The following is a 24,642-nucleotide window of genomic DNA, read 5'->3' on the forward strand; positions in this document are numbered from 1 at the left end:
GCCAGGGGAGTGGATGATTAATCCGTTTAGTACTGGAGTACCCGGTGTTCGCTCCACACCCAGCGACCGGAGGCTGAAGTGAACAGCCCCTGGTAATCGCCGATGGTCTCGCAGGCCGGCTGGGTGCCGGCGAGTGACCATCGTTGGTATCTGGCCAGGTAGTTGATCTGAAGACCGTCAGCTTGTACGTGGATGTTGCTGATGAGGTGCCGGGTCGGCGCCGGGTTTTGGAAGGCAGCTGCGTAGAAGTCTGCAATGGCTTGGGCGCCGGCCCGCACGGGCTGGTCTTTGAAGTGCAGGCGGGCGTCGGCGAGCAGCAGCGCCGCCGCGGGCGCGTGGTGTTCATCCATGGCTCGGCAGTACAGTGCCAGCGCGTTCTCGATCAGGTGCCGGTGTTCGGCTGCGGGCAGGGCGCCCGCAGCCGAGGAACGGGCCGGTGTCACCGGCTTGATCCGGTGAGTACAGGGCGCGTGTCGGCGGCTTTGCCGGGTTGGAGATCGGTCAGGAAGTCCTCGACCAGTTCCGAGATGCCTCCGGCGACCGCACTGCCATAGACGTAAAAGTCTGGCCGGATGAGCACCGCGTCCGCAACGATTTCGTCAAACCAGCGCGAGTAGGCGCCGCTGCTGTCGACTGCGATGTCCGCGGCCGGTGCCTGGCCGAAGGCAATGATCCGAACACCTGTGGATTGCAGGACGACCCTGAGGTGCGCGGGTAGTTCGTTCCTGAGTGCTGCGTTTCGCAGGAGGAGGGTTCCGCCGCTGCCATAAACGTCATCGAAGAGCCCTTCGCGTTCTGCTCCGCGGACGACAGCCTGGATCGAAAGGCTTCCGCCGGGCACGTCATACCGGTGAAGCCCCTCGCCCAGGCGGGGAGCCGGGTGGGCCGGCATGCTGACACCAGCTGCAATATCGGCGGTCATTTTCTCGTCCCGCCGTGCCGCGTCGGCGGGGTCGGTCAGGCAGATGATTTCTCCGAGTTGCATGGAGCGTTCGATGAAGTGCCGGACGTGTTCTGAGCGTTCCGGTCCGTAGGAGTCCAGGATGGATTCGTCCGCCCGGCCAGTGAGGACCAGGTCAAGCTTCCACTCCAGATTCGCAGCATCGCGCAGGCCCGAACTCATACCCTGACCGGCAAACGGCGGCATCAGATGGGCTGCGTCGCCGGCCAAAAGCATCCGGCCCTTGCGCCAGGCATCGCACCAGCGTGCCTGGAAGGTGTAGACGGTGCGGCGTTCCAGCTCTGCGGTATCAGGGCTCACGCCCCAAGGTTTGAGCAGTTCCCAGACGCGTGCCTCGCTGTTGAACTCTTCCTTGGTCTCGCCGTCGAGGCGGAGGAATTCGAACCGCCGCCGTCCGGGGCCGCCGGGTACGAGGGTGGTGGGACGAAGGGGGTCACAGATCTGCAGCGCCGGGGGGTCAATGTGCATCGGAACCTTGGGCAGCAGGTCGATGACCAGCCAGTCGTGGAAGTAGCCAAGATCCGTCATGGTGGTTCCCATCCACTGGCGGATTTTGCTGTTGGCACCGTCGGCGCCGACCAGGTACTTGCCGGTGAGTGAGCGCCGTTCGCCTTCGGTATTGCGCACATGGAGGGTTATGCGGTCGTCCGTCTCCTGCCGCGATTCAGTCTCCCAGCCGCGCAGCAAGGTGACGGATCCGAGGGCGGACACCTTTTCGTGAAGGAACGCCTCGACGCTGGGCTGGTGGAAGAAGTAACTGGTGTTCCAGCCTGATCTTCCGCCGCCGCGCCACTCCAGTTGCAGCAGGGGCTCACCGGCCGCATTGCGCCATTCATACTGGTCGTCGTAGGCCTCGACAGCGTGGGACATCTGCTCGGGGGAAGCATCCAGAGATTGCAGCACGCGGGCGATTTCATCGTCGAAATGGACCGCGCGCGGCAGCGGGTAGCTGACCAGCTGCCGTTCGACCACCGCGACGCGGTGGCCGCGGCGTCCGAGCTGCAGGGCAAGGACCCGTCCGACCGGCCCATAACCGACGATGATCACGTCGAAGTCTTCTGCGGCCGGGGTCTTCAGCTGTTCCAGGCCGCCCGCAACCATCGGTACGTTGACTTCGGTCAGCTGATGGGCCGCCACGCGCGCAGTGGCGTAGGGATCCTTCGCCAGTTCGGCTTCGAGGTACTCCCTGTCCTGGACGAGGGAGAGCAACACGCCACCGTCCCGGGTGGTCTTGCTGCCCGCCGCCGCGATCAGGCCGGAATCGACGGCACCCTGGAGCCACTCGATATGCGGTTGACGGTGTGCAGCCACGACGTCGACGGGGGCCGTGTAGCTGATGTTAATGACAAACATGAGGAAGCCTTTCAGACATCTTTGTCTTTCGCCCGGTCTTAGACCGGCTGTGAGTGGAGCCCGAGGGCGCCGGGGGCGTGGGTGCCGGTCATGAGGGCGGCAAGGTCGTCGGGTTCCAGGAACGAGGGGGGCGGGGGTGGGCCCCAGTTGAAGAGGCCCTGGGCGCCTTCGAAGGTTTCGGGGGTCCAGATTTCGTCTTCGGGGATGCAGTCCATGTCGGAGTAGTACTCGGAGAAATTCCCGGCGGGGTCTTTGAGGTACCAGAAGAAGTTGGAGCCGGCGTGGTGGCGTCCGAGGCCCCAGATGTGGCGTTCGGGGTTGTTCTCAAGCATGGCTTTCGCGCCGCGTCCGATGTCGTCGATGTCATCGACCTGCCAGGACGTGTGGTGGAGGAAGTTCACGGGGGCGGCCATTGCCAGGACGTTGTGATGGTCGATGGAGCAGCGCATGAACGCGCCCTTGTCGGAGATGTAGTCGCTGACTTTGAAGCCGATCCCCTCGGTGAAGAACCGCATGGTCGCTTCGAGGTTCACGGTGCCGATCACGGTGTGGCCGAGTTTGCGGGGTTTGATCCGGGTGTCGCGCACGACGCCGGGTGCGCGTCCCCAGCGGTCGATCCGGCCGGGGCCGTTGTAGGGGGTTGCGGGGGTTTTCTCCTGCGCGATGCGGGGCGCTACGTGGATGCGGGCGGTGAACCCGGAGACGGGTTCCTGGGCGTAGAGTTCGGTGCCGTTGTGGCGGATCGGCACGCCCAGGCGGGTCATCCGGGCGGTGACTTTGGCGATGTCGTCGTCGTTGTCGGCGCCGACGCCGAGTTCGACCAGGCGCCGGGTGGGGGCGTGGACGATCTTGAGCTGTTCACCGCCGTCGCGGGTTCCGAACGAGTTGTTGCCCAGGGGGTCCAGGCCGAATTCCTCGTAGTAGGCGGCTGTTTCGGTGACGTTCGGCACGCCCATCACGACGCGGGTCAGGCGGTGCAGTGACATGGGATTACTCCTTTGTATCCATAGTTGGTGTTGATGCCCCGGTGAGAGGCGGGCCGTGCGAGGTCAGCTGCCCGGTTCAGTGCCCGGGCAGCTGAGCCGGGCTCAGTTGCCGGCAGGGGTGAAGGTCTGGGTGATTTCGCCGATGCCTTCAATCCGGGAGACCAAGGTTTCGCCGGGCTGGATGAAACGCTGCGGGCTCCGGCCCAAGCCGACGCCGGCGGGGGTACCGGTGAAGATGATGTCCCCGGGGAGCAGGGTCACGGTGTGGGACAGTCCTTCGATCAGGGCCGGGATGGAGAAGATTAGTTCGCTCGTGCGGCCCTTCTGGACTTGTTCGCCGTCGATGCTGCATCCGATTTCCAGGTCATCCGGGTTCCCGAACTCATCGGGTGTGACCAGCCAGGGCCCTACCGGCCCGAAACCTGGGAAGGACTTGCCCAGGCCGAACTGCGGGGCCGGGCCGCGGAGCTGGGAGACGCGTTCGGAGATGTCCTGCCCGATCGAGAGTCCCGCGACGTAGGTCCAGGCATCGGCTGCCGGGACGTTTTTGGCCTCCTTGCCAATGACGGCGACGAGTTCAACTTCCCAGTCGGTGTTACCGCCTTCGGGCAGGACGACTTCGGTGTCGGGTCCAGTGATGCAGGTCGGGAATTTCGTGAACACCGGAGGGAGGGTCTCGGGCTGGGCGAACCCGGATTCCTTCGCGTGGTCGCTGTAGTTCAAGCCGATCGCGAACACCTGCCGCGGTGCCGGGGACGGGGACCCAAGCAGCGGCCGGTCCACGACCACATCCGCACCGGTATCGGGGAGAGTTTCGGCCCAAGCCGTGAACTCTTCCCACCGCTCATACACATTCGCCAGTTCCGGACCGAACTGGCCCTGGCTAGCCGACTGAACATCGAATCCCCGGTCATCGCTGACCAGCACAACCGCACGGTTCTTAACATTGGCAATACGCACACTAACTCCTGTGAATCTGTAGGGCCTCATTCAATGATGGAGGCATCTGCACCTATTCATCATGATCATTATGAAGAGTCTAGATGTGACTTGGATCGCATGTCAACCCTTTCTGCATAATGATCATGATGAATTGCGAGTTGATCACCCGTTGCGTAGGAAGGATGAGCGTGAAGCAAAAGAAGCGAGCCGCCGTGGTGAGGGCTAGGCGAGCGAATCCAGGTTTCCCGTGGTGGCCGTGCGTATGGGAAATCGAGCTATTTAGGTCTGACGGGCGTGGCAGGCGGGGTCGAAGGAATGGTCTCAACCGAACATGCCGGAGCGGCAGCACCACCCCGCAACCTGGCCTCTTCCGGCTCTCAGCTTGACGCAATCTCCGCTATCAGCAGTTTCTGACGGTAGGGAGTGGCCGCCGCTTCGCGACCTCTTAGTGCGGTCAACGGGTTATGTGGTGATCGAGCTGAAGACCGGCAAGTTCCAGCCGGAACATGCGGGTTATGCGCAGTGGGATGTTATGCCTTCTGCGGCATGATCGATGGTCCTGGGACGGGGCCCTTGTAGTAATGGCTTTGCATAACGATCCAGCCTTGAGTGGTAGCGCTTAAGCGCCACGACTCAAGGTTGGAGGGCTGCAATGGAGAAGCAGATTGTCACGGTCGCCGATCTCGTGGGGGCGATCATCGCTGAGATGGAACGGCGGAACTATGATCTCGGAGATGGACTGATTTTCCTGGTCGCGGAGGTGTGCGGCGTAGGCCAGTTTCGCTGGGTCGACCACGCTGGGCCGGCCGATCCTTTTGCCCTTAGCGGCAGCAACGGCGCGCGCGTGGGCTGCGCGTTCGATCGCGTAGGTTCGTTCCATTTGCCCGAAGAGCGCGAGCATCACCACTGCCAACTGCGACATGGGATCTTCTGGATTGGCCGAATCAACCCGTATTGGGTCGGCCAGGTTCCGGACTCCGACGCCGCGGCCTGCCAGGTCGTGGATGAGGTTCAGAGTGTCCCGGACGGTCCGGCCCAACCGGTCCAGGGTGTGCACCACGATGACGTCTCCCTCGCGGGCCTGGTCGAGGGCTTCATGCAGTCCGGGTCGGTTTGTCGTGGATCCGGATTTCTTATCCAAGTAGATGTGTTTGGCGGGGATCCCCTCGCCGCGCAGCGCTTCGATCTGCCGGTCGAGGTCCTGTTTCGCGGTCGAGACGCGGGCGTACCCAATATCCATGGAACTACTGTACCGATACTTATCCTGCACGCTCGGCACGGGACACCGAAGTGAACATAGTTGTGGAACGAATTTTCGTGGCGTGTCGAAAATTTTTAAATGACCTCCCCAGGGCGTTCCACTTCCTAGGTTCTCTCAGGGTCCTGCTGCCTGTTGTGGACTGTGGCACAAGCTTGGGTCGCTGGCTCGTGGACTGCGGTTCTCTCAGTGTGTCGGTCAGGTGGTGGCCTGTTGCGGGGTCCATGATTGACGCGGGAGATGACGATGCGAACTTTTCCAGTCAAAATGCCTTCCGGAACGCGGTACTGGACAGTGATCGGCGATGACCTGCTGGTCATGTCCGAGGCCGATGCTTATCTGCGGCACCTGCGGTTCGGGCGTGATGCTGCTGAGTCGACGACAAAGACGTACGCGGGCGCGATTGCGCTCTACTTGGCGTGGTGCGCGGCCACTGGACAAGACTGGCGGGCAGCTGCGGGGAGGATGCCGGCCTTCGTGTTGTGGCTCCGTCACTGTTCGCTACCAGGGACAACGCGCGGTTCGGCAACGACTACGGTCCGCGGACCTCGGCGGATCAACTGCGTGCTCGCAGGGGTGAGGGGCTTCCTTACCTTCGCGGTGGACCACGACGATGCGCCTAGAGCGGTACTTGCTCATCTCTATGAGCTGGCCAATAGCCAGGATCTGCCAGCCGAGGCGCGCGGTGAGGACGGCGTCTGGAGACTGCGGCTGAAGGCCCGGCACCGGGTTCCAGCCATTAACCGTCGCCCTGACCGTGCAAGCGATGACGATTTCCTGGCCCTGCTGAGAGCGTGTCTCTCGGCCCGTGACCGGCTGCTGGTGATTCTGCTCGCGCGGGCAGGGTTGCGTCGGGGCGAACTGGTTGGTTTGCGGCGTGAGGACGTCCACTTTCTCCTCGATTCGTCCTCCCTGGGTTGCACCTTTCCGGGAGCTCATCTGCATGTAGTACGCAGGCAAAACATCAACGGTGCGTGGGCGAAATCGCGTCACTCCCGTATCGTTCCGGTGGATTCACTGGTCGTGCAGGCGCACGATCAGTACTTCACCGAGAGGGCTAGGAATGACGCGGCACGGGAGAGCGATTTCGTGTTCGTGAACCTGTTCCGGGCACCCATCGGTGCGCCGATGACGCCAGCTGCAGTCAACGAACTGCTGGCTGCGGCCTCACACCGTGCAGAACTGAACCCGGCCGTGCACCCGCACGCGCTGCGTCACGGGTTTGCCAGCAACGTCCTGGATGCCGGCGGAAGCATCGATGAAGTCCAGGAACTCCTCGGACACGCCTCAATCAGCTCAAGCCAGGTGTATCTCCATCCGGCACCGCAGCGGCTACGTGATGCGGTCGAGCGAGTAGCCCACCACTCCACGCCAGCGTCAAGGTGAACACAATGCCAGCCCATGCCATGGTCACATCCACCCGCGAAGCCCAGCTGGAGGCAGAACAAACCAAGGACACCTGGGCGATGAACCGCTTTGGCCACAGCGGACGGTTGGACTTCACGGCCATTAGCCAGCCCTGGTTACGCGAAGGCATGAAAAGGTGGGCACTCCACGACCTGATACGTCGTCGGGGCGAAGAAGTCACCACAGCGCTGAGAGCTCATGTCGCAGCAATAGCCGGGCTCTCAGAGAGCCTGCGCATCCATCGAACTGACCGGGGACTTGTCATTCGCGAACTCGGCCGCCACGACATCGAGATGTTCCTGCAGCGCCTCGCCTACCTGGAACACTGCGACAGGATCAGCGAGTTGTCCCGGGCCCTGAGCTGCCGAAAGGCTCATCATGCACTGCGTCAAATGCGGCTACTCGGCCTTACACGGTCCGGAGGCCCGCTCAGCGGTCTCCCTGACGACTTTGCGCTGCGCCGCGAAGACATTCCCCGCCGCCCCGACCTGCAACCTCCAAGCCGGGCGCTGCCACCCGAAATCCTCGCCCAGCTCTGCGACGCCCTTCCTCTGCTGCGCACGCGCGCCCCGAAAGTGCTGGCCACCGCGATCGAGTTGCTCATCGACACCGGCCGCCGCCCAAACGAGATCCTGAACCTGTCCTGGGACTGCCTGGGCCGCGACCATGACGACAAATATGTGCTCGTCTATGACGACCTCAAGAACAACAGACCGGGCCGGCGGCTCCCAATCACCAAGGCGACCGCAGAACTAATCAGCGCCCAGCAGCGAGACACCCAGAACCGCTTCCCCGACATCAAGCCATCAGCCCTGCTCCTGCTGCCCTCAGACGACCCGGAGCCGAACGGCAAACATCCGATGGGGCGACACAAGATCGGCCGAACCCACCGCCGCTGGCTCACTGCGCTGCCGAGTCCTCTCCTACGCTCGGACGGCAGCATTTTCGACCTGACCACGATTACGCCGTACTCCTACCGACACACCTACGCCCAACGGCACGCCGACGCCGGCGTCCCGCTCGACGTACTCGCAGAACTAATGGGCCATGAGTTGCTAAGTTCGACTCAGGCCTACTACCAGATCGGCGAGAAACGCCGCCGTGCCGCCGTCGACCGACTGGCCAACCACCAATTCGACCGTCACGGCAACCACCTCTGGCGAGATACCCAGGCATTACTGGACGACGAGCACGCCCGCCACATCCTCGGCCACGTTTCGGTGCCCTACGGCACCTGCCAGGAGCCGACCAACGTCCAAGCAGGGGGCGGCGCATGCCCGTTCCGGTTTCGCTGTGTCGGATGCGATCATTTCCACACCGATCCCTCGCATCTGCCCGAGCTAAAGGCATACCTTCATGACCTGCTTCGTGACCGCGAACGCGTGCTGGCCACAACCAATCTCGAAGACTGGGCCAGAACGGAAGCGTTACCGTCAGAGGAAGAGATCCGCCGGATGAAGGAACTCGTGCATAAGGTCGAAGAACACCTCGACCAACTCAACCCCGCCGAACAAGCCGACATCGCCGCCGCTGTCTCGGCGGTCCGGCGCACCCGGCAGATAACCAACCTCGGCATGCCCTCCATCAAGCGGCAAGCCGATCTCAGAGCGGGACTTGAAAAGCCGTGAACACCAACACCACCGGGATCGCCGCAGCCAGGCAAGCCCACAGCACAAGATGCCGACAACGCGTCATCGCCGCCCTCGAACAAGCGGCCCATCAGGGTAGCGAAATCAGCGTCTCCGCTATCGCCCGCCGAGCCAAGGTAGACCGCAGCTTCCTCTATCGCCACCGCGACCTGCACTCGGCCGTCCTGGCCAAAGCCGCCGAACCGACCCGCACCAAGACCGGAGGACCAGCTGTCAGCCGCGCTTCCCTCATCGCCGACCTGGCCAACGCACATGACCGCATCACCCGTCTGTCTCGGGAGAATACCCAACTTCGCCAGCGTCTGTCCGAACGTCTCGGCGAACAGATCTGGCGGGAATCCGGCCTCGGCGGCCCCGACGATATCGACCGCCTGCAGCGCCGGGTCACCGAACTCGAACAACACGCCGCTGAACAACGCCGGCAACTCGCAGAACGCAACGACGAACTCGAAGCCGCGCGGGCTGCGAACCGCGATCTCATGACCCACCTCAACCGGGCAACCCCACGTGACTAAGCACCAGACCCGCACAAGTGGCCCCACGCTTGGACGACGTCCAAACAAGCGTCGACTCGCATAGAGGTCGGTTCCAAGCCGAAGTTGTGCCGAACCCCGGGAAACCCTTCAAACTAAAGCGACTCCAGAAGTGCCCAGGTTCACGGCGTGCGGTGAATCCAATCCACGGGATAGCCGAGTTCCTCGAGCGTGAGGAGTATCGGCTCCAGGCTAAACGCATAGATCGTCCAGTCGAGGTAATGCTTGCCTCGGACTGCGATGCAATCGCCCATCATCAAACCCGGAGCCCTGAAGATCTTGGTGACCTCGGACCGCTCGACGCGCCATGGTCCCATAAACCGGCCGAACCCCAAACGGGCACGGAACTCCAATCGTTCCGGCGTTGCTACGAGCTCGATAAAAGGCCACGTAGCCGAGAGTTCCTGATTGTTGAAGCCGATGACGACACGGAACGGTTCCATGGGTTCGCCAGCCTCCGGGACCGTGTTCATGGCCTTGAGGCTATAGAACCTACCGCTGACTTGGAAGGGCTTGAAGCGGTGGCAACCGGTCAACGCCACGGGGTAACCGCTTGGCCAACACATGTGGCACACGCTCGGAGGCATGCCAAAGGCACCTGACCTGCGCAAACCGGGATCGGTCCCGACCGAAGCCGCGGCGGACCCTGAGAGAACCTTGGAAGTGGGACAGATGGACGGCGCGAGGACCTGAAGGAAGCTGACCGTGAGCTTTGGCGTTAGCCTGATGATCATGATCATTGGCAATGGGGCCGTGATCATCCGCGAAGCAACCGCCGAGGACCTGAACACACTTACGGCTGCGGGCTTAGAAGCGATGAATTGGAGTGGAGAAGCCCACTTCACCTTCGAGCAGTTCATGAATACGCCCGAACTCTCGCATTATCTCGAAGGATGGCCCCGGTCTGGAGATTTCGGCGTTGTGACCGAGACAGCAGACGGAACACCTGTCGGCGCTGCCTGGTGCCGTATCTTCGCTGGCGAAGACGCCGGCTATGGTTTCGTCGCCCCGGACATCCCTGAACTGACCATCGGTGTGCTGACCGGCCACCGGGGCACTGTGTTCAGTACACCTGTCCTTCTTTGTGGTGGCCGAATCTCTCCAGCGCATGCAGCAGTGGGGGAGTGGGGCCGTGGAGCAGGTCCACCGGACGCCGGCCGTCCAGGTCCGGGCTGGGTGTGATCATCCAGGCGCCGAAGTAGTTGTGCGCTATTCGCAGTTCCATTGCCCCGGCGAACAGGGCTGCCACGGTCGGGTGCAGCTGCATGTCGTCGGTGAATTGGTATCCCGGGCAGAGCGTTTCGTCTCCGACGAAGACGCGCACGAGCTGGCGCATGAGCGGTTCGGGATCCGCGACGAGGGTCCCGAGCTTGGCCCTTACCTGGTCCTGTGTGGGGAGGGTGAATTCGTTCCGAATTTCCTCCCACACGGCCGGCGGGATCGGTCCGTGGCTCACCAGGTGTCCCGGCGCCTATGCGGCGTCATCGATCGAGGCCAGGATCCATTGTTCTGTCGTGGGCCGGCGGCGTATCTCCATGGTCCGCAGCGGCGATGCACTGTTGATGCGAACCTGGACCCGCCACACGGCCACGTCCACGACGGCCGCGCCGACGGGCACCCTTGGCTGGGTCTCCCACCAGGGCTCGCGCTCGAACCAGCGCACGGGATCCGCGGCTACCGCCCACACGTTCCCGTTAAAACGGATCGCGAGGGGTTCCCCGGCCAGGGTGAATCGAACGTCCACCGCGGCCGCCGGTTCGGCCTCACTCTGTACTGCTGTCACGCTTCGTTCGCTCTCCCAAAGTTCTGTTCACTGCTGATTTTCGTGTCACCGCCGAGGCCCATACCCATGTCGAACGCAGCAGCGGGCCGTCCTGCCATGAGACCTGCACCGCTTTCGCGGTCCAGGAATGGGCTAGTCCGTCCACGAGCTCGGAGCAGTCCTGAAACCGGATCCAGGCCCGCACCGGGATCCCGTGCACGTCCGTTTTGGAGGGCATGTTCTCGAAGTCCAGTTCCTCAGTTGTCAGTCCTATGGGCCGCGCACGCCGGGCATACCGCGCCTGGAGCCGTTTGAGCTGGTCACGGTCCATACCACACCTTTAGAACTTATCTACTACCGACACCCGTTACAGTAGAATGCATATTCGAATCATACCGCTGTTTCAGTGTGGGGCCAGGGTCTGACAATCCGGGATGCACCAGCTGCAGCGCGACTAATGTACTCACTCCCGGGCCGGGCCCGGGAGTGTTGGTGCAGGCTCGCGGGGCTCGCCCTGGTTTCCGCTTCGCTGCACCCAGAGAATGGCCGTCCGCTACCGCTCCCGCCTGTTGGGTCCGGGCCCGGGCGTCGCAGAGCTCCGCCGGTCCCGGCCCTGTTGTCTACGTCTTCGACGTTTTTTGGTTGCTGTCCTTCGGATTCTAGGCGTCCGCTCCACCCCGTCTAGCCCCTCCTACGTCGGGGCCTGCGGCCCAGGAATTTCCCCGACGCGCTCGTTCCTCGCTTATTCCGCCGGGGAATTTCCTGCCCCTGGCCCTGCGGGTAGACAGGGCTCCGTCGGCCGCCGAGCAAGCGAGCTTGCCAGCAACCAAAAAACAACGGGGGGAGGGGGAAGCTGGCCGGTCGCCTAGGCCGCCCCACCCACCGAATCCTCTGCAAAGGACAAACAACCATGACTGAAAAGCTCAACCTTTCCGGCCCCGCTGACCTGCTGGCCACCATCGCCCATCTGCTGGGCAGGATTCCCACGGAGTCCTTCGTGATCCTCACGGCCCAGGGCGGTGCCCTCGGTGCAACCGTCCGCGTTGACGCACCGGCTCACATTGAGCCGATGGACTACGCGCAGACGATGACCAGCTACGCGGCCAATGACGATGAGGCCACCGGGTCCTATGTCGTGGTTTACAGCGACGAGGATCTTGATGGCTACCCCTACGCCGCCCATGTGGCGGCGCTGGTGAACGAGCTGGCCACGGCCCGGATGCCCGTGCGTAATGTCTGGCTGGTGACCTCCACCTACTGGACCGAGTTCGGGACGGACGTTCACAACTCACTCGATGAGATCCGGGACAGCAACGCGAATGCCACACTGGTTTACAACGGCAGCGCCCGGAACGTGGACGTTTACAACCCGGCTCTGTTGGGAACCTGGGCGCTGAGCGTTCAGGCCCCGGCAGGGTCCGAGGAAGACCGCGCCGCCGCCTGCACCGCATGGGCCGCAGCATTGGAGGACCCGGAAGTACCCGACGCGAAAACCGTGCGGGGGCTGGCGGGTGCGTTCCAGCACAAGATGATCCGTGACTACCTGTTCTGCGAAACCATCACCACCCAGAACGGCAACTTTGGGGACGTGATGCTGGGCAAGTTCGACGGCCGACCTGACTGGGAACGCGTGGACCGGGCTGAATCCCTCGCGTTCGAGCTGATGAAGGCCGTACCTCCGGGACAGCGCGCACCGATGCTGACCCTGATGGGCTGGCTGGAATGGCTCAAAGGCCAAGGCACCCAAGCTGACCGGTACCTGAAGCTCGCCGCTTCCGACGTCGAAGGCTTCCGGCTGGCCGTCCTGCTCCGCGAACTGATCGGCCGCGGATACATCGCAGAGGTAGCCCGCGACTCCGCAACTTCCTACCGCCGCAACATCATCTAGGCCAGAGCAAGGGGCCGGATCGGATCGCTTTTCCGGTCCGGCCCCTTTTGCCGGTGGCGGGGCGGCCTCCCCCGCTGGCGCTCCGCCGGCCGCCATTTCACGCTCGCGCGGGCGCGGCCAGTCGCCCAGCCAATGTGCAGAAACCCTGGCTACAGTGAAAGGTGGAACCACCGCCACGACCAGGGGAGCACGCAATAATGGCCACCGGATACATTCGGACCGAAGCCGACCAGCCGGCCCCCGACACCAGCCCCGCCGAGGAAGTAGCCGAGCTGCTGCTGCTCACAGCCGGCGAATCCACCGGGCCGGTCAATATCTCCTGGGAACGGGAATCCGGTAACATCTAAAACACTGCAGCGATGGCGCTGCGCCCCTAGATTTCCTTGCAGAGGAAAAACGGCAGAGGCCGGCACCCCACCAGGTGCCGGCCTCTCCGCTCTTAAGATGCCCGGGATCCCGGCAGCGCCGGCGCCGGACCTAGTGCAGGCTCGCGGGGCTCGCCCTGGTTTCCGCTTCGCTGCACCCAGAGAATGGCCGTCCGCTGCCGCTCCCGCCTGTTGGGTCCAGGCCCGGGCGTCGCAGAGCTCCGCCGGTCCCGGCCCTGTTGTCTACGTCTTCGACTTTTTTTGGTTGCTGTCCTCCGGATTCTAGGCGTCCGCTCCACCCCGTCTAGCCCCTCCTTCGTCGGGGCCTGCGGCCCAGGAATTTCCCCGACGCGCTCGTTCCTCGCTTATTCCGCCGGGGAATTTCCTGACCCTGGCCCTGCGGGTAGACAGGGCTCCGTCGGCCGCCGAGCAAGCGAGCTTGCCAGCAACCAAAAAACAACTGTGAGTCTTGCAGTGGCTGGTCTGGGACTAGCTGGCAGTGTTGATGCCGGTCGTTCTGCCTGGCGCGTGACTCGAAAAAACAATTGCCCCTTGAGGGTGCGTTTCCCCCGACTTGTCCGCGCTGGGTGGGGGCGACCGGCGTTGACCTGTCCCACGACGGTGGCTTGATTAGAAGCTTGCCCAGCCCCTCGCGGTTGTGGCTCATCACAGTATTGCCTCGAAGTGACTCCTCCCAGGTCCAGTGCCGGTCGCGATGCGACTTATCTTGCCCGTTCGAAAGGAAGGAGGGTGGCCGCGTTGACTATCGTTGCGCAGACCCGCCCATTTGTAATCGGTGTGGACTGCCACGCCCGCACACACACTTACGCCATCATCGATGCCAGTACCAAGCGACAGGTCGCGTGCGAGCAGTTCCCGACCACCTCGGCAGGGATTTCCCGCGCACTTGCGTGGGTAGGCCGGCGGTCAGATGGCGATATGGCCTGTCTATGGGCCGTTGAGGGTATCGGCTCTTATGGGGCACGTCTGGCCAGGGCAGTAACCGACGCCGGCTATGACGTCGCCGAAGCTCCACGGATGAACGCCCGCGGTCGCCGGGGGATCGGCAAGTCCGACCCGCTGGACGCCGCCGCCATCGGAACCGCAGTCCTGGCCTTAGAGGAGTCCCAGCTTCGAGCCCCGCGCCGGGATGAAGGAACCCGTGCCGGACTCAGGGTCTTGAGCGCATCCCGGGATCAGTTGACCCGGGAACGAACGATGAATGTCAATGCACTCATCGCCTTACTCAGGGCATACGATCTTGGAATCGACGCTCGTAAACCCCTGGTTCCCGCCCAGATCGCCACGATCACCAGATGGCGGGAACGACAGGAGCAGCTCGAGCTATCGATCGCGCGCGAGGAAGCAGTCCGGTTGGCGCGCCGCGTTCTCGAAGTGACCACTCAGCTGACTGCGAACCAGAAGCGCATGACAGAGCTGATCCAGCAAAGCCCCGCGGCACCGCTGTTGGAGATGGTGGGCGCCGGGGCTGTCACAGTCGCTACCGTCCTGACAGCTTGGTCGCATCCAGGAAGGGTTCGAAGCGAAGCTGCCTTCGCCTCACTGGCAGGGGTGAGTCCCTTGCCAGCTTCAAGCGGTAACACTGTCCGGCACAGGCTCAACCGGGGCGGTGATCGGCGCCTGAACAGAGCGTTGCACACCATCACCATGACCCGGATGGTCCATGACCCCGGAACACGGGACTACGTCACTAAACGCACCGAAGAAGGCCGCAGCTACCGCGAAATCCGCCGATCACTTAAGCGGTACATCGCCCGAACGCTCTACCGCCAACTCAACACCCTTTACGCCACCGCGGCACAGGCCCCATCCCCCACGTTGCCGGGGCAGACCCTTGCGGAATAGGAGCACCGGGTGAGCATGCTGGCCTCGGTTTGAATTATGGTTCAGGTGGTGTCCGGTAGAGGATCCTTCACCGGACATTACAGGCAGGGTCCCGGGGAGCGGAGTTGACGGTGGATCACGTCGAAAACCTTCAGCAGTCCCCGCAGATCTCGAAAGGTCAGCGACAGCCTAGACCTTGTGATCCAGAATCAACTGGCTGGCGCTTGGCATAGGCAGGCAGGCAGGGTTGGTTGCTCTGTGCGGCGATCTTTTTGGCTAACTGTGTCATTTGTTCCAGGAGGTCGGCGGGTGCTTTGGCGGCCCTGTAGCCTCTGATCATGGCGCACCCCTTCCGAGCAGGCTTATTCTGCCTGTCCTTGGACTCATGATCACCGCGGGTATGGTGACCGGATGTTCACAGCCGGCCTCGTCCGCACAGTCCACTGCAACAGCACTCCCGACAGCGACTCCTGCTGCGGCTGGCGCTGCCGGCCTCGTCAAGGCCTTGCATCCGCATTGCGATGTGGGGGATAAGGTCCTGAACTACTTGGCAACCGGCGACAATGGCGGCGATCCGCAACTCGATGTCCTGCTGTCCAAGTACGTCGGTGTCGATCTTCCGCAGGCCCGTGCCATTGCTGATCAGCAGATTCAACAGTGTGATGCGAACCTTTCCAGGCAAGAGGCCGCCCAGGCATCAGCTGCCGCAGCAGACCTTTCCAGGCAGAAAGCTGCCCAGGCATCAGCCACTGCTGCTGCATTGGAAGCTGCCGACGCAGCCAAAAAGAAGGCAACACAGGACAGCTCCTGCGCGGCCATCGGTGGACGTGTAGACACCACATGGGGCTGGTGTGCTTCCACGGTGAAGGGCAACCCGAGCGGCGAACCGGGGTCTGACTGCTCATACGCACAAGTGGCGTTCAACCCTGACGGCACCCTGGCCAAGTGGTCATCCTCTACCACGAAAGATTCCTACCCAGGCTGCTTCCAGCTGTAAATCTGCAAGGCCGCGTGTGCGTGCTGTTGTGTAGCCTCTGACCATGACCATTACTGAACAGTTGGACACGCCTCTCGATAAAGCTGACGCGGTTTACAAAGCCACTGATAAGACGCTTGGGGCGAAGGTGACCGAACTGGAGTCAGTTCTCGCCGCCGTAATTGGGGCAGTGAAAGAACTTGACGCCCGGCTGACAGCCCAGGGGCAGCCGGGCGGTTTTGGAGACACCGCAGCGTCAGGGTCGCCCAGGACACCGTGAGCCGCCAGGTCGGGGCGTCCCTCAGCACCATCGAGCGCGCCGTCCGCAAGCTCGTCACTGCCGGCTACATCGAACAGACTCGTCGTGCCGTGAACCGCGGACCGAACGCAGGTCTGCGAGCCGGGAGAGGCCCTCGTAAATACCATCAGGTCGCAAACGGTTTGTACCCGGGAGTTTACTTTCGTTGCGCAGGATGTCACGGGCGAAGTCTGCGGGGCCACCTGCGCTATCCATGGCCTTCATCAGGTCTATGCCACTATCGGTGTCTGCCGTTGGGCGAATCGCACGGTACCGGGCGAGCATTTTCGTCGCTGCGGCCGAGCTCCCGCGCAGCGAGTAGGCGGAGTTCAAGGCGCAAAGCGCAAGAGAGTCGCGAAACTCCACCGGGGCACTCCAACCGGAGGAATCACCGAGATCCTCAACGACGGCCTTCACGAGGAGATCCAATTCAGTCATGCCCGGATCATATCTGGCACTCCATGCGGACGGCGGGGCTCTCGCTCAAAAGGAAGCCGATTATGGCAAGGGGCTGGCAGAATGCCCACCCCTTGCCATGTCGCCTGGCTACGATCAGATCTGGTGGTACGAGATAGGGTTCTGGGACTTGCTCAGCTCGACTTGGTTTCCAACACGGGGATCGCCTTCCAAAAGGTCACCCACTACCTCAAGCCGATTACCATGCTTGATCAGACCCCGCATGGTTGCTACGGCAAGGATGGTGCCAGCGGGATCAACGATGCGCACCTCATCCTCCTCAATGGCCCTGCTTGCCTTCATCACCCAACACCCGCGGCCGGCCTCCCACGCATCACATTCACTCATGTTCGGCTCGGCCCCTACCCAACTCCGGCCGAGGGGGTCGTTCTGCACGTCTTGCTTATGGCCCAATTTGATCTGCAGCACAAATGCTCCTTATTACTCATATACTGGATAACTTGAATACAAGTATACATGTATCTAAGTATCCTTCAAGTCTCGAGGCAGCGTTCTTTCGGACTCGTGTGGAGCGCGGAATGCCGCCCGTAAGCCGGTCCCGTTATGCAACGCTCAGCAGGAAGGCCGTCGAAGAACACGGTTACGTTTGGGCCGGCTTGTGTTGGCATCGGCACTGGCGACCGCGTGAAGCAGCTCGGGTAACAACTGTTGAGGTCTTCGTTGGCAGTGTGGTCCGGCGGCGGGCCCCCTACGGCCGGCTGACACCGTCGAGTTTGCGCTGGAGTGCCGCGCGTTCGGCGGCGTTCCCGCACAGTTCAAGGGCTTGCAGGAGTGCGGAGCGTGCCTCGTCGCGACGGCCGAGCCGGGTGAGCATCTCGCCGCGGATCGCGGGGAGCAGGTGCGAGCCGGCGAGTTCGTCCCGTGACTCGATCGCGTCGACCAGCGCGAGGCCGTCCGCCGGACCGGAGGCCATCGCGACAGCGACCGCGCGGTTGAGTTCGATGATAGGTGACGGTGTCAGTCGTCCGAGGGCTTCGTAGAGGATGACGATTCGCTGCCAGTCGGTCTCTGCTACCGAGTGCGCCACTGCGTGACACTCGGCAATGGACGCTTGGAGGCCGTACGCGGCCAGTCCAGATCCGGCCCCCACGGCCCGTGCCAGTGCCGCACGTCCGCGCCGGATCGCTGACTGGTCCCACAGGCGTCGGTCCTGGTCCTCAAGAAGCACCGGGCTCCCGGAGGCATCGAGTCGGGCCGGAAATCGGGCGGCGGTGAGTTCCAACAGTGCGAGCAGCCCGAATACCTCGGGCTCGGGCGCGAGCCGCACCAGCACACGGGCCAGCCGGCGCGCCTCGCTGGCCAGATCCGCGCGAATCCACTCGTCGCCACCCGACGCGAACGAGCCCTCCGTAAAGATCAGGTAGACGACCTGAAGCACCGAGCCGAGCCGCTCGGTCACCTCCTGCGGTTCGGGCACAGCAAACGGCACTCGGCCGGCGGCCAGCGTCTTCTTGGCCCGTGTGATGCGCGCCTGGATCGTAGGCACTGGCACGAGGAACGCCTTTGCTATCTCTTCGCTGCCCAGTCCGCCGACCACCCGCAGCGTCAACGCGATCCGCGCCTCCTTCGACAACACCGGATGGCAGGAGATGAACATCAACGCGAGCACGTCGTCGTCGATCGCATCGGGGTCGAACAGCGCGTCGGCCCCTGGTATATCCTCCGCGAGATCGCGGGCAAGCAGGGCATACTTTTCCTCGCGCGCCGCCAGCCTTCTGAAAGTGTCGATCGCACGACGCCGGCCGGTAGTCAGCAGCCACCCGACAGGCTCTGCAGGTACTCCGTTGACGGACCAGGAGACGAGTGCCTCGGCGAGGGCCTCCTGCGCGAGATCCTCAGCAAGCGGAAAGTCTCCGGTATAGCGGGCGAGGGCGCCGACGATGCGGCCGGATTCCATCCGCCACACCGCTTCGACGGCGCCCCGCGCCTCGGTGGCGCTCACCGCCAGTTCAGAGCTGCGCGGTTTGCTCGCGCCAAGCGCGTTCCTTCTGGATCCACTCGTTGTCCTGCGGGAACTCGTCGATCGTCGTCACGCGGCGGATCTCGGTCTTACTACCCGCCGTGAGCGGCGCCCGCTTGGCCCACTCGATGGCTTCCTGCTTCGACGCGACGTCGAGGATGTAGTAGCCACCGAACAGTTCCTTCGTCTCCCCGTAAGGACCGTCTGTAACCACCGGGGTCTCGCCGGTGAAGTCAACGACGACGCCCTCGTTCGGATCCTCCAGGCCCTCGGCCGCCAGCAGGACGCCGGCGCGGATCAGCTCGTCGTTGAACTTGCCCATGCTCTCCATGATCTCCGCGAAGTCGATGTTCGCGAAGTTCGCGGACGACTCGTCCGTTGCCCGCATGATCAACATGTACTTGGCCATTTCATACTCCTTGGTTTTGGAAGGTCGCCCTTCGACCTTCTCACCCACAGGTCGAACGGCGCGAGGCCAGATCGACACAAGTCGAAGAATTTTTGCTTGCTTCCCGGGCGGCATGGCTCGCCACCCTACGCTCAACGCTAGCCGGACTGGCTGTGACCGTATTATCCGAGATGGGAAGTGTTCGTTCAGACCGCCCGTAAGCCGATCCGTCAACTGACGGGAGAGGAGGCGCCCTCCTGCCAAAGCCCGTGGACAAGGACGGTGCCCCGTGCTGACATGTAGTCATGCAGCCTTCGGCGCGGGACAAACGGATCCGGATCAGCGCCGGGCTTGTCATCATGGCTTTGGCGGTCTTGTCGGTTTTTATGGTCTTCGCGTCTGGCCACGACCGTTGGGCCGATATTCCACTGGGTGTCTTGTATGGCATCCAGGCGGTGTTCACGCTGGGGGTGGGCATTTATCTTGCCAGTGGCCGGGGCAAGGCAGGGGAATTGGTGCTGATTCCGGGCCGGGCGCGGCGCATTGCGCTGGCCGCAATCGCCGTGGCCGGAACGGCCGCAATCGTCTGGGGATTCACGGACGGTCCCGAAGCCCTAGTGACGACCGCTTTGTGGCCAAACATGGTTGGGTTATGGATTCTGCTGCAGTTCAGGACTATTGCCGAGCGCTTCCAACACAAGGAGCAGTGGACCACCAGGTTGCCCCTCGAGACGGCTGTGGAGTCCTTGGCCGGGGCCTTCCGCCAGCCCGGGCTGAGGGTGAGGACGGTGGGCCAGGACATATGGGTCGAGATCGGACGGGAATGGACGGGCGGGGCCTGGTTCCACAAGGACGCCGTCCGATACTTGAAATCCGCGACCGGCATCCATTTTCGGATCGATGAAATCGACGGCGAAACCCGCGTCACTGCCCACAGTGGCGACCGGACCGTGGGAGGCATGTACGACGTGCTGAAGCTCTCCGACGAGATGAGCGCGACGGCGGTGGAACAGGCCCGACAGGCAACCACCCGTCACCAGGAAGGCCTGTAAACCTGAAACATATCCTGTGAAGGTTCCTCGATCGGAAGTTCAACACCGCCAAACCGGGCTGTGGAAATCCGCCATTCTGAACTCGCCGCACCGCGGCCTCCTGCGGTCGTCGACACTCGAAGTCCCATGCACGGTGAGGGATCGGCTTGCGGGCCGCGAGGCGACAAATGGCGCTGCGCAAAGACCGCCATTTATCGCTGAGAACCACAACGCCGCTGTGCTGCAGCTCGCCGCAAGCACCGCCATTCTCGATTCATTCTGTTATTGAAATCCTTCGTTACCGAGAACACGCCGCAGGGCCGCTGTACCTTCTGATTTCCGGGCAGGGACTGGCTCGTGCTGTGTGGTTGACAGCGTTCAGCAAACTGACGTGATTCGGCCCAGGAGTGAGTGCATGCTCCGATTGCGAATTTAGTGGGCGCCTCTATTACCTGGGGAGGTTGTGGTGTGTAATGAAGGCCGGCTGGCTTCCAGGTTGATACGCCGGTCAGGGGAGCGGGAGTTAGGACGAGGGGCATTGGATGGGAACGGTCTTGATTCGTCAGGGTGACGGTACGTGGCGTGAGCCGACCGACGCTGGTTATGCGTTGGAGTCCGAGCTTCAGGAAATCCTTGCAGCGCATCCTGAGTTGATTCCCGGGGTGAGCTCGGCGGCAAGAACGTGCCGGGAGTTCCAGTCAGAAGTCGGCCCTGCTGACATTGTCGTTGTTGACGTGACAGGGGACGTGACTCTTGTTGAGTGCAAGCTGGCGTCAAATCCTCAGATCCGTCGCGAGGTGGTGGGACAGATGTTCGATTATGCGTCACGACTGTGGGGCATGGATCCTGAGGATTTCAACGCCCGCTGGCGTGCCCGGACGTCCCAGTCGTTGTTCGACCATGATGAGGAAGGCCTCTCGCTGAGGGCGACCGTGGCGGACAACCTGGCAGAGGGAAGATTTCGAATTGTTCTTGCCGTCGACGCGATCAATGCCCCACTGAAGCGAATGATCGAGTATCTAAACACCATGTCAGGGCCGGCGACGTCGGTGATCGCTGTGGAGTACGCGCGGCTGAGGCAGGGGCAGGTGGAAATTCTGATGCCGCAGGTTTACGGGCAGGAAATGGCCGAAACGAAATCGGCGGCCACCCGGAGGGGTGACCTTACGCAGTGGGGCGCGGACAGCTATCGGGCCTGGATCGCAGAACACGACGGGGACAGCCTCCCGGCTTTTGACCTTTTCCTAGCTGAAGCACTTGCCGCGGGCATGCCGTTTGTTGGGTCGAAGGCAGCCGCCCCGGCGGGGAACCTGAAGATTGTGGATAGCCGGGGTGTGCAGCTGGGTACCGTTTCGTTCCTCTACTTCAGGGCCCAGGGCACATCCGTTGAGTTAAACTTCACCCGGATTCCGCGGCTTCAGGGGGATGAACTACCGGAGCCCGCTACGCTCGATTTCTTCCTCCAGAAACTGGAGGACATCCCTGAGCTGACTGTGCTGGCGGCGAATATGCGGATCAGCCGGTTTGAGAGCCGACGCCCGAACGTGCCTCTTTCATCCCTTTCGACCGACTCCATCCGCAGCGCCGTCGCTGCACTCGCGCTACTCCGCCGCTAACGATTCTTGCGCAACATCCAGTCCCAGACTTCTTGCCAGTCTTTGCGGCATCTCAGCCGTCGGATCAGTCAGATCGACTTTGATCTGTACGTTCACCCAGGTCCCGGGCGTTGTCCGATGGCGAAGCCTGGGCCGTCGAAGCGGTCTGACTCTTATGCTGTTGCAAGTCCCAGAGCCCTGGCTGGATAGGGAGATGCCATCGCTACGGGGTCGGCGAAACGCCAGTGCCCAGTCTGCACAAACTTAGGTTGAATCCCTGTCAATGTGCCCGGTGCGGGATCGGCGGATTCACGCGGTCATTGCAACAGGAGGTTTTCGATCAGTTCGATCGGTTTTCTGAACTCTAGTCTTTTGCGTGGCCGGTCGTTGAGTTCCTGTGCGACCCAGTCGAGGTCTTCGGCGCTGTGGATGCTCAGGTCCGTGCCTTTCGGGAAGTACTGGCGCAGCAGGCCATTCGTGTTTTCGTTGATGCCCCGCTGCCAGGGCGGGTGCGGGTCGCAGAAGTAAATGTCGATACCGGCGTCTACTTTCACGGTTTTCCAGTCCTGCATTTCGATGCCTTGGTCCCAGGTGAGTGAATGCCGCAGCGCCTCGGGGAGCGTCTTGATCTTCGCGGTCAGTGCATCCCGCATCTGCTCGGCCTTGTACCCGTCCGGCAGGTGCACGAGCACCGTGTAATTGGTGGTCCGCTCGACCAGCGTCCCGATCGCGGACTGATTCCCCTTGCCGATGATGAGGTCGCCTTCCTTACGATTTTGTTGTGGGTGACTTCGGAGCTGTCGTAGTGTTTCGATCACCCTCGGGTGGTGGGTATGGCCCAGATCTCCCTGCCGCTTGGACGGCTCACTGGGAATGGCCGCCCGCTGCCCGCCGATGACTCGACCGCTGATTGAGACTTACGACATTGATCGTTGGGTAAGGACGTGCCGGCGTGGTTATCGACAGGGGCCAACCAAATTGGAGCTGATCGAAGGGACCGAAAGACATGCCGGACGTGTGGGCAGGAATCGACTCGGGCAAGAGTGCCCATCATTGCGTTGTGATCGACCAATCCGGGACGGTGCTGCTGTCAAAACGGGTCGAGAACGACGAAACCGCGTTGCTCCAGCTCATCGCCGAAACCGCGGAGAGCGCGGCCGGTGGTGAGATCTGCTGGGCTACTGATCTGAACGCCGGCGGCGCGGCGCTGCTGATCGAGCTGCTGGCAGCACACGCTCAGCACCTGCTCTATATCCCTGGACGGATCGTGCATCACGCCGCAGCGACCTATCGGGGGATGGAAAGACCGACGCGAAAGACGCCAGGATCATCGCTGACCAGGCCCGCATGCGCACCGACCTGCAACCCGTTCGCAGCGCAGACCAGATCAGTGTGGACCTGCGTATGCTCACCGCCCGCCGCACCGATCTGATTTGCGACCGTGTCCGGGCGATCAACCGGCTCCGGGCCACCTTGTTGGAATACTTCCCTGCGCTCGAGCGGGCCTTCGACTACTCCAAGAAGGCTCCTCTGACCCTTCTGAGCGGCTATCAGACCCCCGAGGGCATCCGCCGGATAGGACTGACGCGGCTTACTGGCTGGCTGAGAAAACGCGGCTGCCGGAACAGTGCAAAGATGGCGGAGAAGGCACTTGCGGCTGCAAACGCCCAGCACACCGTCCTGCCTGCCCAATCCATGGGATCGGCCCTGGTCGTCCGGTTGGCCGATCAGATCAGCTCAACCGATGCAGAGATCGCAGACGTCGATGCCCAGATCACGGACCTGTTCAGGCAGCACGACAGCGCCGATGTTCTGCTGAGTATGCCTGGGTTCGGGCCCGTACTCGCGGCTACTTTTCTCGCGAACATCGGCGGTAACCTGGACGGATTCGACTCCGTCGACCGGCTCGCCAGCGTCGCCGGGTTGGCTCCGGTCCCACGCGATTCCGGCCGGATCAGCGGAAACCTGCACCGGCCGCGCCGATTCAACCGCAGACTCCTCCGAACCTGCTACCTCGCCGCCCTCTCCAGCTTGAAAAACAGCCCCGCTTCCAGAACCTACTACGACCGGAAACGCGGCGAGGGAAAGTCCCACAAACAGGCGCTTATCGCACTTGCCCGACGCCGCATCAACGTCATCTGGGCCATGCTCCGCGACCACACCGAATACCGGGAGCCGGCCGCCGCCATTTGCGTCCAGGCTGCTTGACAACAGCATTGAGATTCCCAGTGCCCCGGCACCGCACGGTCCTGAACCTCGGGGGGACGTTCGGAGATATTGATCATCCCCGGGATCCGGTTCTTCCGCTGGCCGGCTTTCCTGCAGGGCTGCCTGAGTGCCCGTCCGGTGCGTAAACACGCGGCCAGATCACGGTTCAGTGCTCCGCGGGACTGAACGTAAAGGCACTGGTAAATGATCTCAGGTGACACCCGCATCTCCGGCTCATCGGGAAACTCAACCCGCAGGCGTCCTGCGATCTGCTCAGGCGAGTACTTCTTTTTCAGGTCCTCTTCCACCTTCGCACGCAACACCGTGTTCGTGTGCAGTTTCGCCGGTTTCGGCCGCGAAGCCCGCTCATACGCCAGCGCGTGAGCCGACGTCGCCCGGTAAGGCAACCCGGCCACCGAATTGCGCCGAAGCTCCCTGGACACAGTCGAGGCAGATCTGCCGACCACGGCCCCGATCCGGCGCAGCGAGTGTCCCTGGGCGCGCAGCACCGCGATCTCTTCACGCTGGGCGAAAGTCAGGCAACGGCCCTTCAAATCCCGGCCGCGGCGTGGCCTGACACCCCCGGCCCCGGCCAGGACCCGGCGCACAGTCCGCCTGCTCGTATTGATCGGCACAACAGCGTCAGTGATGAAATCACCGGCCTGCATCCCAGCCCAAAACAGCTGCAGAAGATCCGGTCTTACGTAAATCGAATACCTCGCCATGACAACACCCATCCGCTAAGTGTTGCAATCACCGC

General features: G+C 62.7%; 22 protein-coding genes and 3 pseudogenes. 11 read left to right on the forward strand and 14 right to left on the reverse strand.

Going from position 1 to position 24,642, the window contains the following annotated elements:
• Window positions 1-26: 26 nt before the first annotated feature.
• The 5 genes from ACQCST_RS03520 to ACQCST_RS03540 all read right to left on the reverse strand — a co-directional run bounded on the left by ACQCST_RS03520 (window position 27) and on the right by ACQCST_RS03540 (window position 5,482).
• Window positions 27-443 (reverse strand): nuclear transport factor 2 family protein, encoded by a 417-nt coding sequence (locus ACQCST_RS03520; protein ID WP_426997966.1) that lies wholly within the window; start codon window positions 441-443, stop codon window positions 27-29.
• Window positions 440-2,314, reverse strand: coding sequence for a bifunctional 3-(3-hydroxy-phenyl)propionate/3-hydroxycinnamic acid hydroxylase (locus ACQCST_RS03525; protein ID WP_426997967.1), 1,875 nt, complete (start codon window positions 2,312-2,314; stop codon window positions 440-442). Before ACQCST_RS03525 ends, ACQCST_RS03520 begins: the two co-directional genes overlap by 4 nt.
• A gap of 38 nt (window positions 2,315-2,352) precedes the next feature.
• The gene (locus ACQCST_RS03530; protein ID WP_426997968.1) at window positions 2,353-3,300 is read right to left on the reverse strand and encodes a VOC family protein; all 948 of its coding nucleotides are present in this window, start codon (window positions 3,298-3,300) and stop codon (window positions 2,353-2,355) included.
• A gap of 102 nt (window positions 3,301-3,402) precedes the next feature.
• Window positions 3,403-4,260 carry a fumarylacetoacetate hydrolase family protein gene (locus tag ACQCST_RS03535; RefSeq protein WP_426997969.1) on the reverse strand — a complete coding sequence of 286 codons (858 nt, stop codon included), beginning with the start codon at window positions 4,258-4,260 and terminating at the stop codon, window positions 3,403-3,405.
• A gap of 601 nt (window positions 4,261-4,861) precedes the next feature.
• Window positions 4,862-5,482, reverse strand: coding sequence for a recombinase family protein (locus ACQCST_RS03540; protein WP_426997970.1), 621 nt, complete (start codon window positions 5,480-5,482; stop codon window positions 4,862-4,864).
• Window positions 5,483-5,746: 264 nt separating this feature from the next.
• On the opposite strand from ACQCST_RS03540, the gene ACQCST_RS03545 reads away from it, so the two are divergent.
• Genes ACQCST_RS03545 through ACQCST_RS03555 form a run of 3 tightly spaced genes read left to right on the forward strand, consistent with a single transcriptional unit; the run spans window position 5,747 to window position 9,071 of the window.
• Entirely contained in the window at window positions 5,747-6,886 is a 1,140-nt protein-coding gene (locus ACQCST_RS03545) for a tyrosine-type recombinase/integrase (RefSeq protein WP_426997971.1), read from the forward strand.
• A gap of 5 nt (window positions 6,887-6,891) precedes the next feature.
• Window positions 6,892-8,535, forward strand: coding sequence for a tyrosine-type recombinase/integrase (locus ACQCST_RS03550; protein ID WP_426997972.1), 1,644 nt, complete (start codon window positions 6,892-6,894; stop codon window positions 8,533-8,535).
• Window positions 8,532-9,071 (forward strand): DUF6262 family protein, encoded by a 540-nt coding sequence (locus ACQCST_RS03555; protein WP_426997973.1) that lies wholly within the window; start codon window positions 8,532-8,534, stop codon window positions 9,069-9,071. Before ACQCST_RS03550 ends, ACQCST_RS03555 begins: the two co-directional genes overlap by 4 nt.
• Before the next feature lie 140 nt (window positions 9,072-9,211).
• Here ACQCST_RS03555 and ACQCST_RS03560 read toward each other — a convergent pair whose 3' ends face one another.
• The 3 genes from ACQCST_RS03560 to ACQCST_RS03570 form a co-directional block, all read right to left on the reverse strand.
• Window positions 9,212-9,562 (reverse strand): hypothetical protein, encoded by a 351-nt coding sequence (locus tag ACQCST_RS03560; RefSeq protein ID WP_426997974.1) that lies wholly within the window; start codon window positions 9,560-9,562, stop codon window positions 9,212-9,214.
• 590 nt (window positions 9,563-10,152) lie between these two features.
• Window positions 10,153-10,545, reverse strand: coding sequence for a hypothetical protein (locus ACQCST_RS03565; protein ID WP_426997975.1), 393 nt, complete (start codon window positions 10,543-10,545; stop codon window positions 10,153-10,155).
• A gap of 15 nt (window positions 10,546-10,560) precedes the next feature.
• Complete coding sequence (locus tag ACQCST_RS03570) at window positions 10,561-10,872, reverse strand: hypothetical protein (protein WP_426997976.1); 312 nt, start codon at window positions 10,870-10,872, stop codon at window positions 10,561-10,563.
• Between the two features lie 889 nt (window positions 10,873-11,761).
• Here ACQCST_RS03570 and ACQCST_RS03575 point away from each other — a divergent pair.
• The 5 genes from ACQCST_RS03575 to ACQCST_RS03595 all read left to right on the forward strand — a co-directional run bounded on the left by ACQCST_RS03575 (window position 11,762) and on the right by ACQCST_RS03595 (window position 16,205).
• Window positions 11,762-12,739 (forward strand): DUF4192 family protein, encoded by a 978-nt coding sequence (locus tag ACQCST_RS03575; protein WP_426997977.1) that lies wholly within the window; start codon window positions 11,762-11,764, stop codon window positions 12,737-12,739.
• 197 nt (window positions 12,740-12,936) lie between these two features.
• Complete coding sequence (locus ACQCST_RS03580) at window positions 12,937-13,086, forward strand: hypothetical protein (RefSeq protein ID WP_426997978.1); 150 nt, start codon at window positions 12,937-12,939, stop codon at window positions 13,084-13,086.
• Window positions 13,087-13,863: 777 nt separating this feature from the next.
• Window positions 13,864-14,970: an IS110 family transposase gene (locus tag ACQCST_RS03585; protein WP_426997979.1), complete on the forward strand. Its 1,107-nt coding sequence runs from the start codon at window positions 13,864-13,866 to the stop codon at window positions 14,968-14,970.
• A gap of 364 nt (window positions 14,971-15,334) precedes the next feature.
• The gene (locus ACQCST_RS03590) at window positions 15,335-15,946 is read left to right on the forward strand and encodes a hypothetical protein (protein WP_426997980.1); all 612 of its coding nucleotides are present in this window, start codon (window positions 15,335-15,337) and stop codon (window positions 15,944-15,946) included.
• Between the two features lie 43 nt (window positions 15,947-15,989).
• Entirely contained in the window at window positions 15,990-16,205 is a 216-nt protein-coding gene (locus tag ACQCST_RS03595; protein WP_426997981.1) for a hypothetical protein, read from the forward strand.
• A gap of 54 nt (window positions 16,206-16,259) precedes the next feature.
• On the opposite strand, the gene ACQCST_RS03600 is transcribed toward ACQCST_RS03595, so the two are convergent.
• The 4 genes from ACQCST_RS03600 to ACQCST_RS03615 form a co-directional block, all read right to left on the reverse strand.
• The gene (locus ACQCST_RS03600) at window positions 16,260-16,661 is read right to left on the reverse strand and encodes a hypothetical protein (RefSeq protein ID WP_426997982.1); all 402 of its coding nucleotides are present in this window, start codon (window positions 16,659-16,661) and stop codon (window positions 16,260-16,262) included.
• 114 nt (window positions 16,662-16,775) lie between these two features.
• Complete coding sequence (locus tag ACQCST_RS03605) at window positions 16,776-17,108, reverse strand: hypothetical protein (RefSeq protein ID WP_426997983.1); 333 nt, start codon at window positions 17,106-17,108, stop codon at window positions 16,776-16,778.
• Window positions 17,109-17,388: 280 nt separating this feature from the next.
• Complete coding sequence (locus ACQCST_RS03610; protein WP_426997984.1) at window positions 17,389-18,642, reverse strand: RNA polymerase sigma factor; 1,254 nt, start codon at window positions 18,640-18,642, stop codon at window positions 17,389-17,391.
• A 7-nt stretch (window positions 18,643-18,649) separates the two neighbouring features.
• On the reverse strand, window positions 18,650-19,069 hold the full coding sequence (locus tag ACQCST_RS03615) for a YciI family protein (protein WP_426997985.1): 420 nt from the start codon (window positions 19,067-19,069) through the stop codon (window positions 18,650-18,652).
• A gap of 284 nt (window positions 19,070-19,353) precedes the next feature.
• On the opposite strand from ACQCST_RS03615, the gene ACQCST_RS03620 reads away from it, so the two are divergent.
• Both ACQCST_RS03620 and ACQCST_RS03625 read left to right on the forward strand, forming a co-directional pair.
• A complete protein-coding gene (locus ACQCST_RS03620; protein ID WP_426997986.1) occupies window positions 19,354-20,100 on the forward strand; it encodes a hypothetical protein in 747 nt (248 codons plus the stop codon).
• Window positions 20,101-20,825: 725 nt separating this feature from the next.
• Complete coding sequence (locus ACQCST_RS03625) at window positions 20,826-21,695, forward strand: hypothetical protein (protein WP_426997987.1); 870 nt, start codon at window positions 20,826-20,828, stop codon at window positions 21,693-21,695.
• A 296-nt stretch (window positions 21,696-21,991) separates the two neighbouring features.
• On the opposite strand, the pseudogene ACQCST_RS03630 reads toward ACQCST_RS03625, so the two are convergent.
• A pseudogene (locus tag ACQCST_RS03630) lies at window positions 21,992-22,441 on the reverse strand (IS30 family transposase); the annotation flags it as partial.
• Between the two features lie 239 nt (window positions 22,442-22,680).
• Here ACQCST_RS03630 and ACQCST_RS03635 point away from each other — a divergent pair.
• Window positions 22,681-23,882 (forward strand): annotated as a pseudogene (locus tag ACQCST_RS03635) (IS110 family transposase).
• Between the two features lie 14 nt (window positions 23,883-23,896).
• Here the strand turns inward: ACQCST_RS03635 and ACQCST_RS03640 are convergent.
• A pseudogene (locus tag ACQCST_RS03640) lies at window positions 23,897-24,619 on the reverse strand (IS30 family transposase); the annotation flags it as partial.
• Window positions 24,620-24,642: the final 23 nt, after the last annotated feature.

Source organism: Pseudarthrobacter sp. N5 (assembly GCF_050157035.1).
Classification (GTDB): Bacteria; Actinomycetota; Actinomycetes; order Actinomycetales; family Micrococcaceae; genus Arthrobacter.

What these genes read in the sequence shown, in the direction of transcription:
- ACQCST_RS03525 (WP_426997967.1), bottom strand. Translation starts at nt 2,314, where the DNA reads ATGTTTGTCATTAACATCAGCTACACGGCCCCCGTCGACGTCGTGGCT.
- ACQCST_RS03530 (WP_426997968.1), bottom strand. Translation starts at nt 3,300, where the DNA reads ATGTCACTGCACCGCCTGACCCGCGTCGTGATGGGCGTGCCGAACGTC.
- ACQCST_RS03540 (WP_426997970.1), bottom strand. Translation starts at nt 5,482, where the DNA reads ATGGATATTGGGTACGCCCGCGTCTCGACCGCGAAACAGGACCTCGAC.
- ACQCST_RS03545 (WP_426997971.1), top strand. Translation starts at nt 5,747, where the DNA reads ATGCGAACTTTTCCAGTCAAAATGCCTTCCGGAACGCGGTACTGGACA.
- ACQCST_RS03550 (WP_426997972.1), top strand. Translation starts at nt 6,892, where the DNA reads ATGCCAGCCCATGCCATGGTCACATCCACCCGCGAAGCCCAGCTGGAG.
- ACQCST_RS03560 (WP_426997974.1), bottom strand. Translation starts at nt 9,562, where the DNA reads ATGAACACGGTCCCGGAGGCTGGCGAACCCATGGAACCGTTCCGTGTC.
- ACQCST_RS03575 (WP_426997977.1), top strand. Translation starts at nt 11,762, where the DNA reads ATGACTGAAAAGCTCAACCTTTCCGGCCCCGCTGACCTGCTGGCCACC.
- ACQCST_RS03580 (WP_426997978.1), top strand. Translation starts at nt 12,937, where the DNA reads ATGGCCACCGGATACATTCGGACCGAAGCCGACCAGCCGGCCCCCGAC.
- ACQCST_RS03590 (WP_426997980.1), top strand. Translation starts at nt 15,335, where the DNA reads ATGATCACCGCGGGTATGGTGACCGGATGTTCACAGCCGGCCTCGTCC.
- ACQCST_RS03595 (WP_426997981.1), top strand. Translation starts at nt 15,990, where the DNA reads ATGACCATTACTGAACAGTTGGACACGCCTCTCGATAAAGCTGACGCG.
- ACQCST_RS03600 (WP_426997982.1), bottom strand. Translation starts at nt 16,661, where the DNA reads ATGACTGAATTGGATCTCCTCGTGAAGGCCGTCGTTGAGGATCTCGGT.
- ACQCST_RS03615 (WP_426997985.1), bottom strand. Translation starts at nt 19,069, where the DNA reads ATGGCCAAGTACATGTTGATCATGCGGGCAACGGACGAGTCGTCCGCG.
- ACQCST_RS03620 (WP_426997986.1), top strand. Translation starts at nt 19,354, where the DNA reads ATGCAGCCTTCGGCGCGGGACAAACGGATCCGGATCAGCGCCGGGCTT.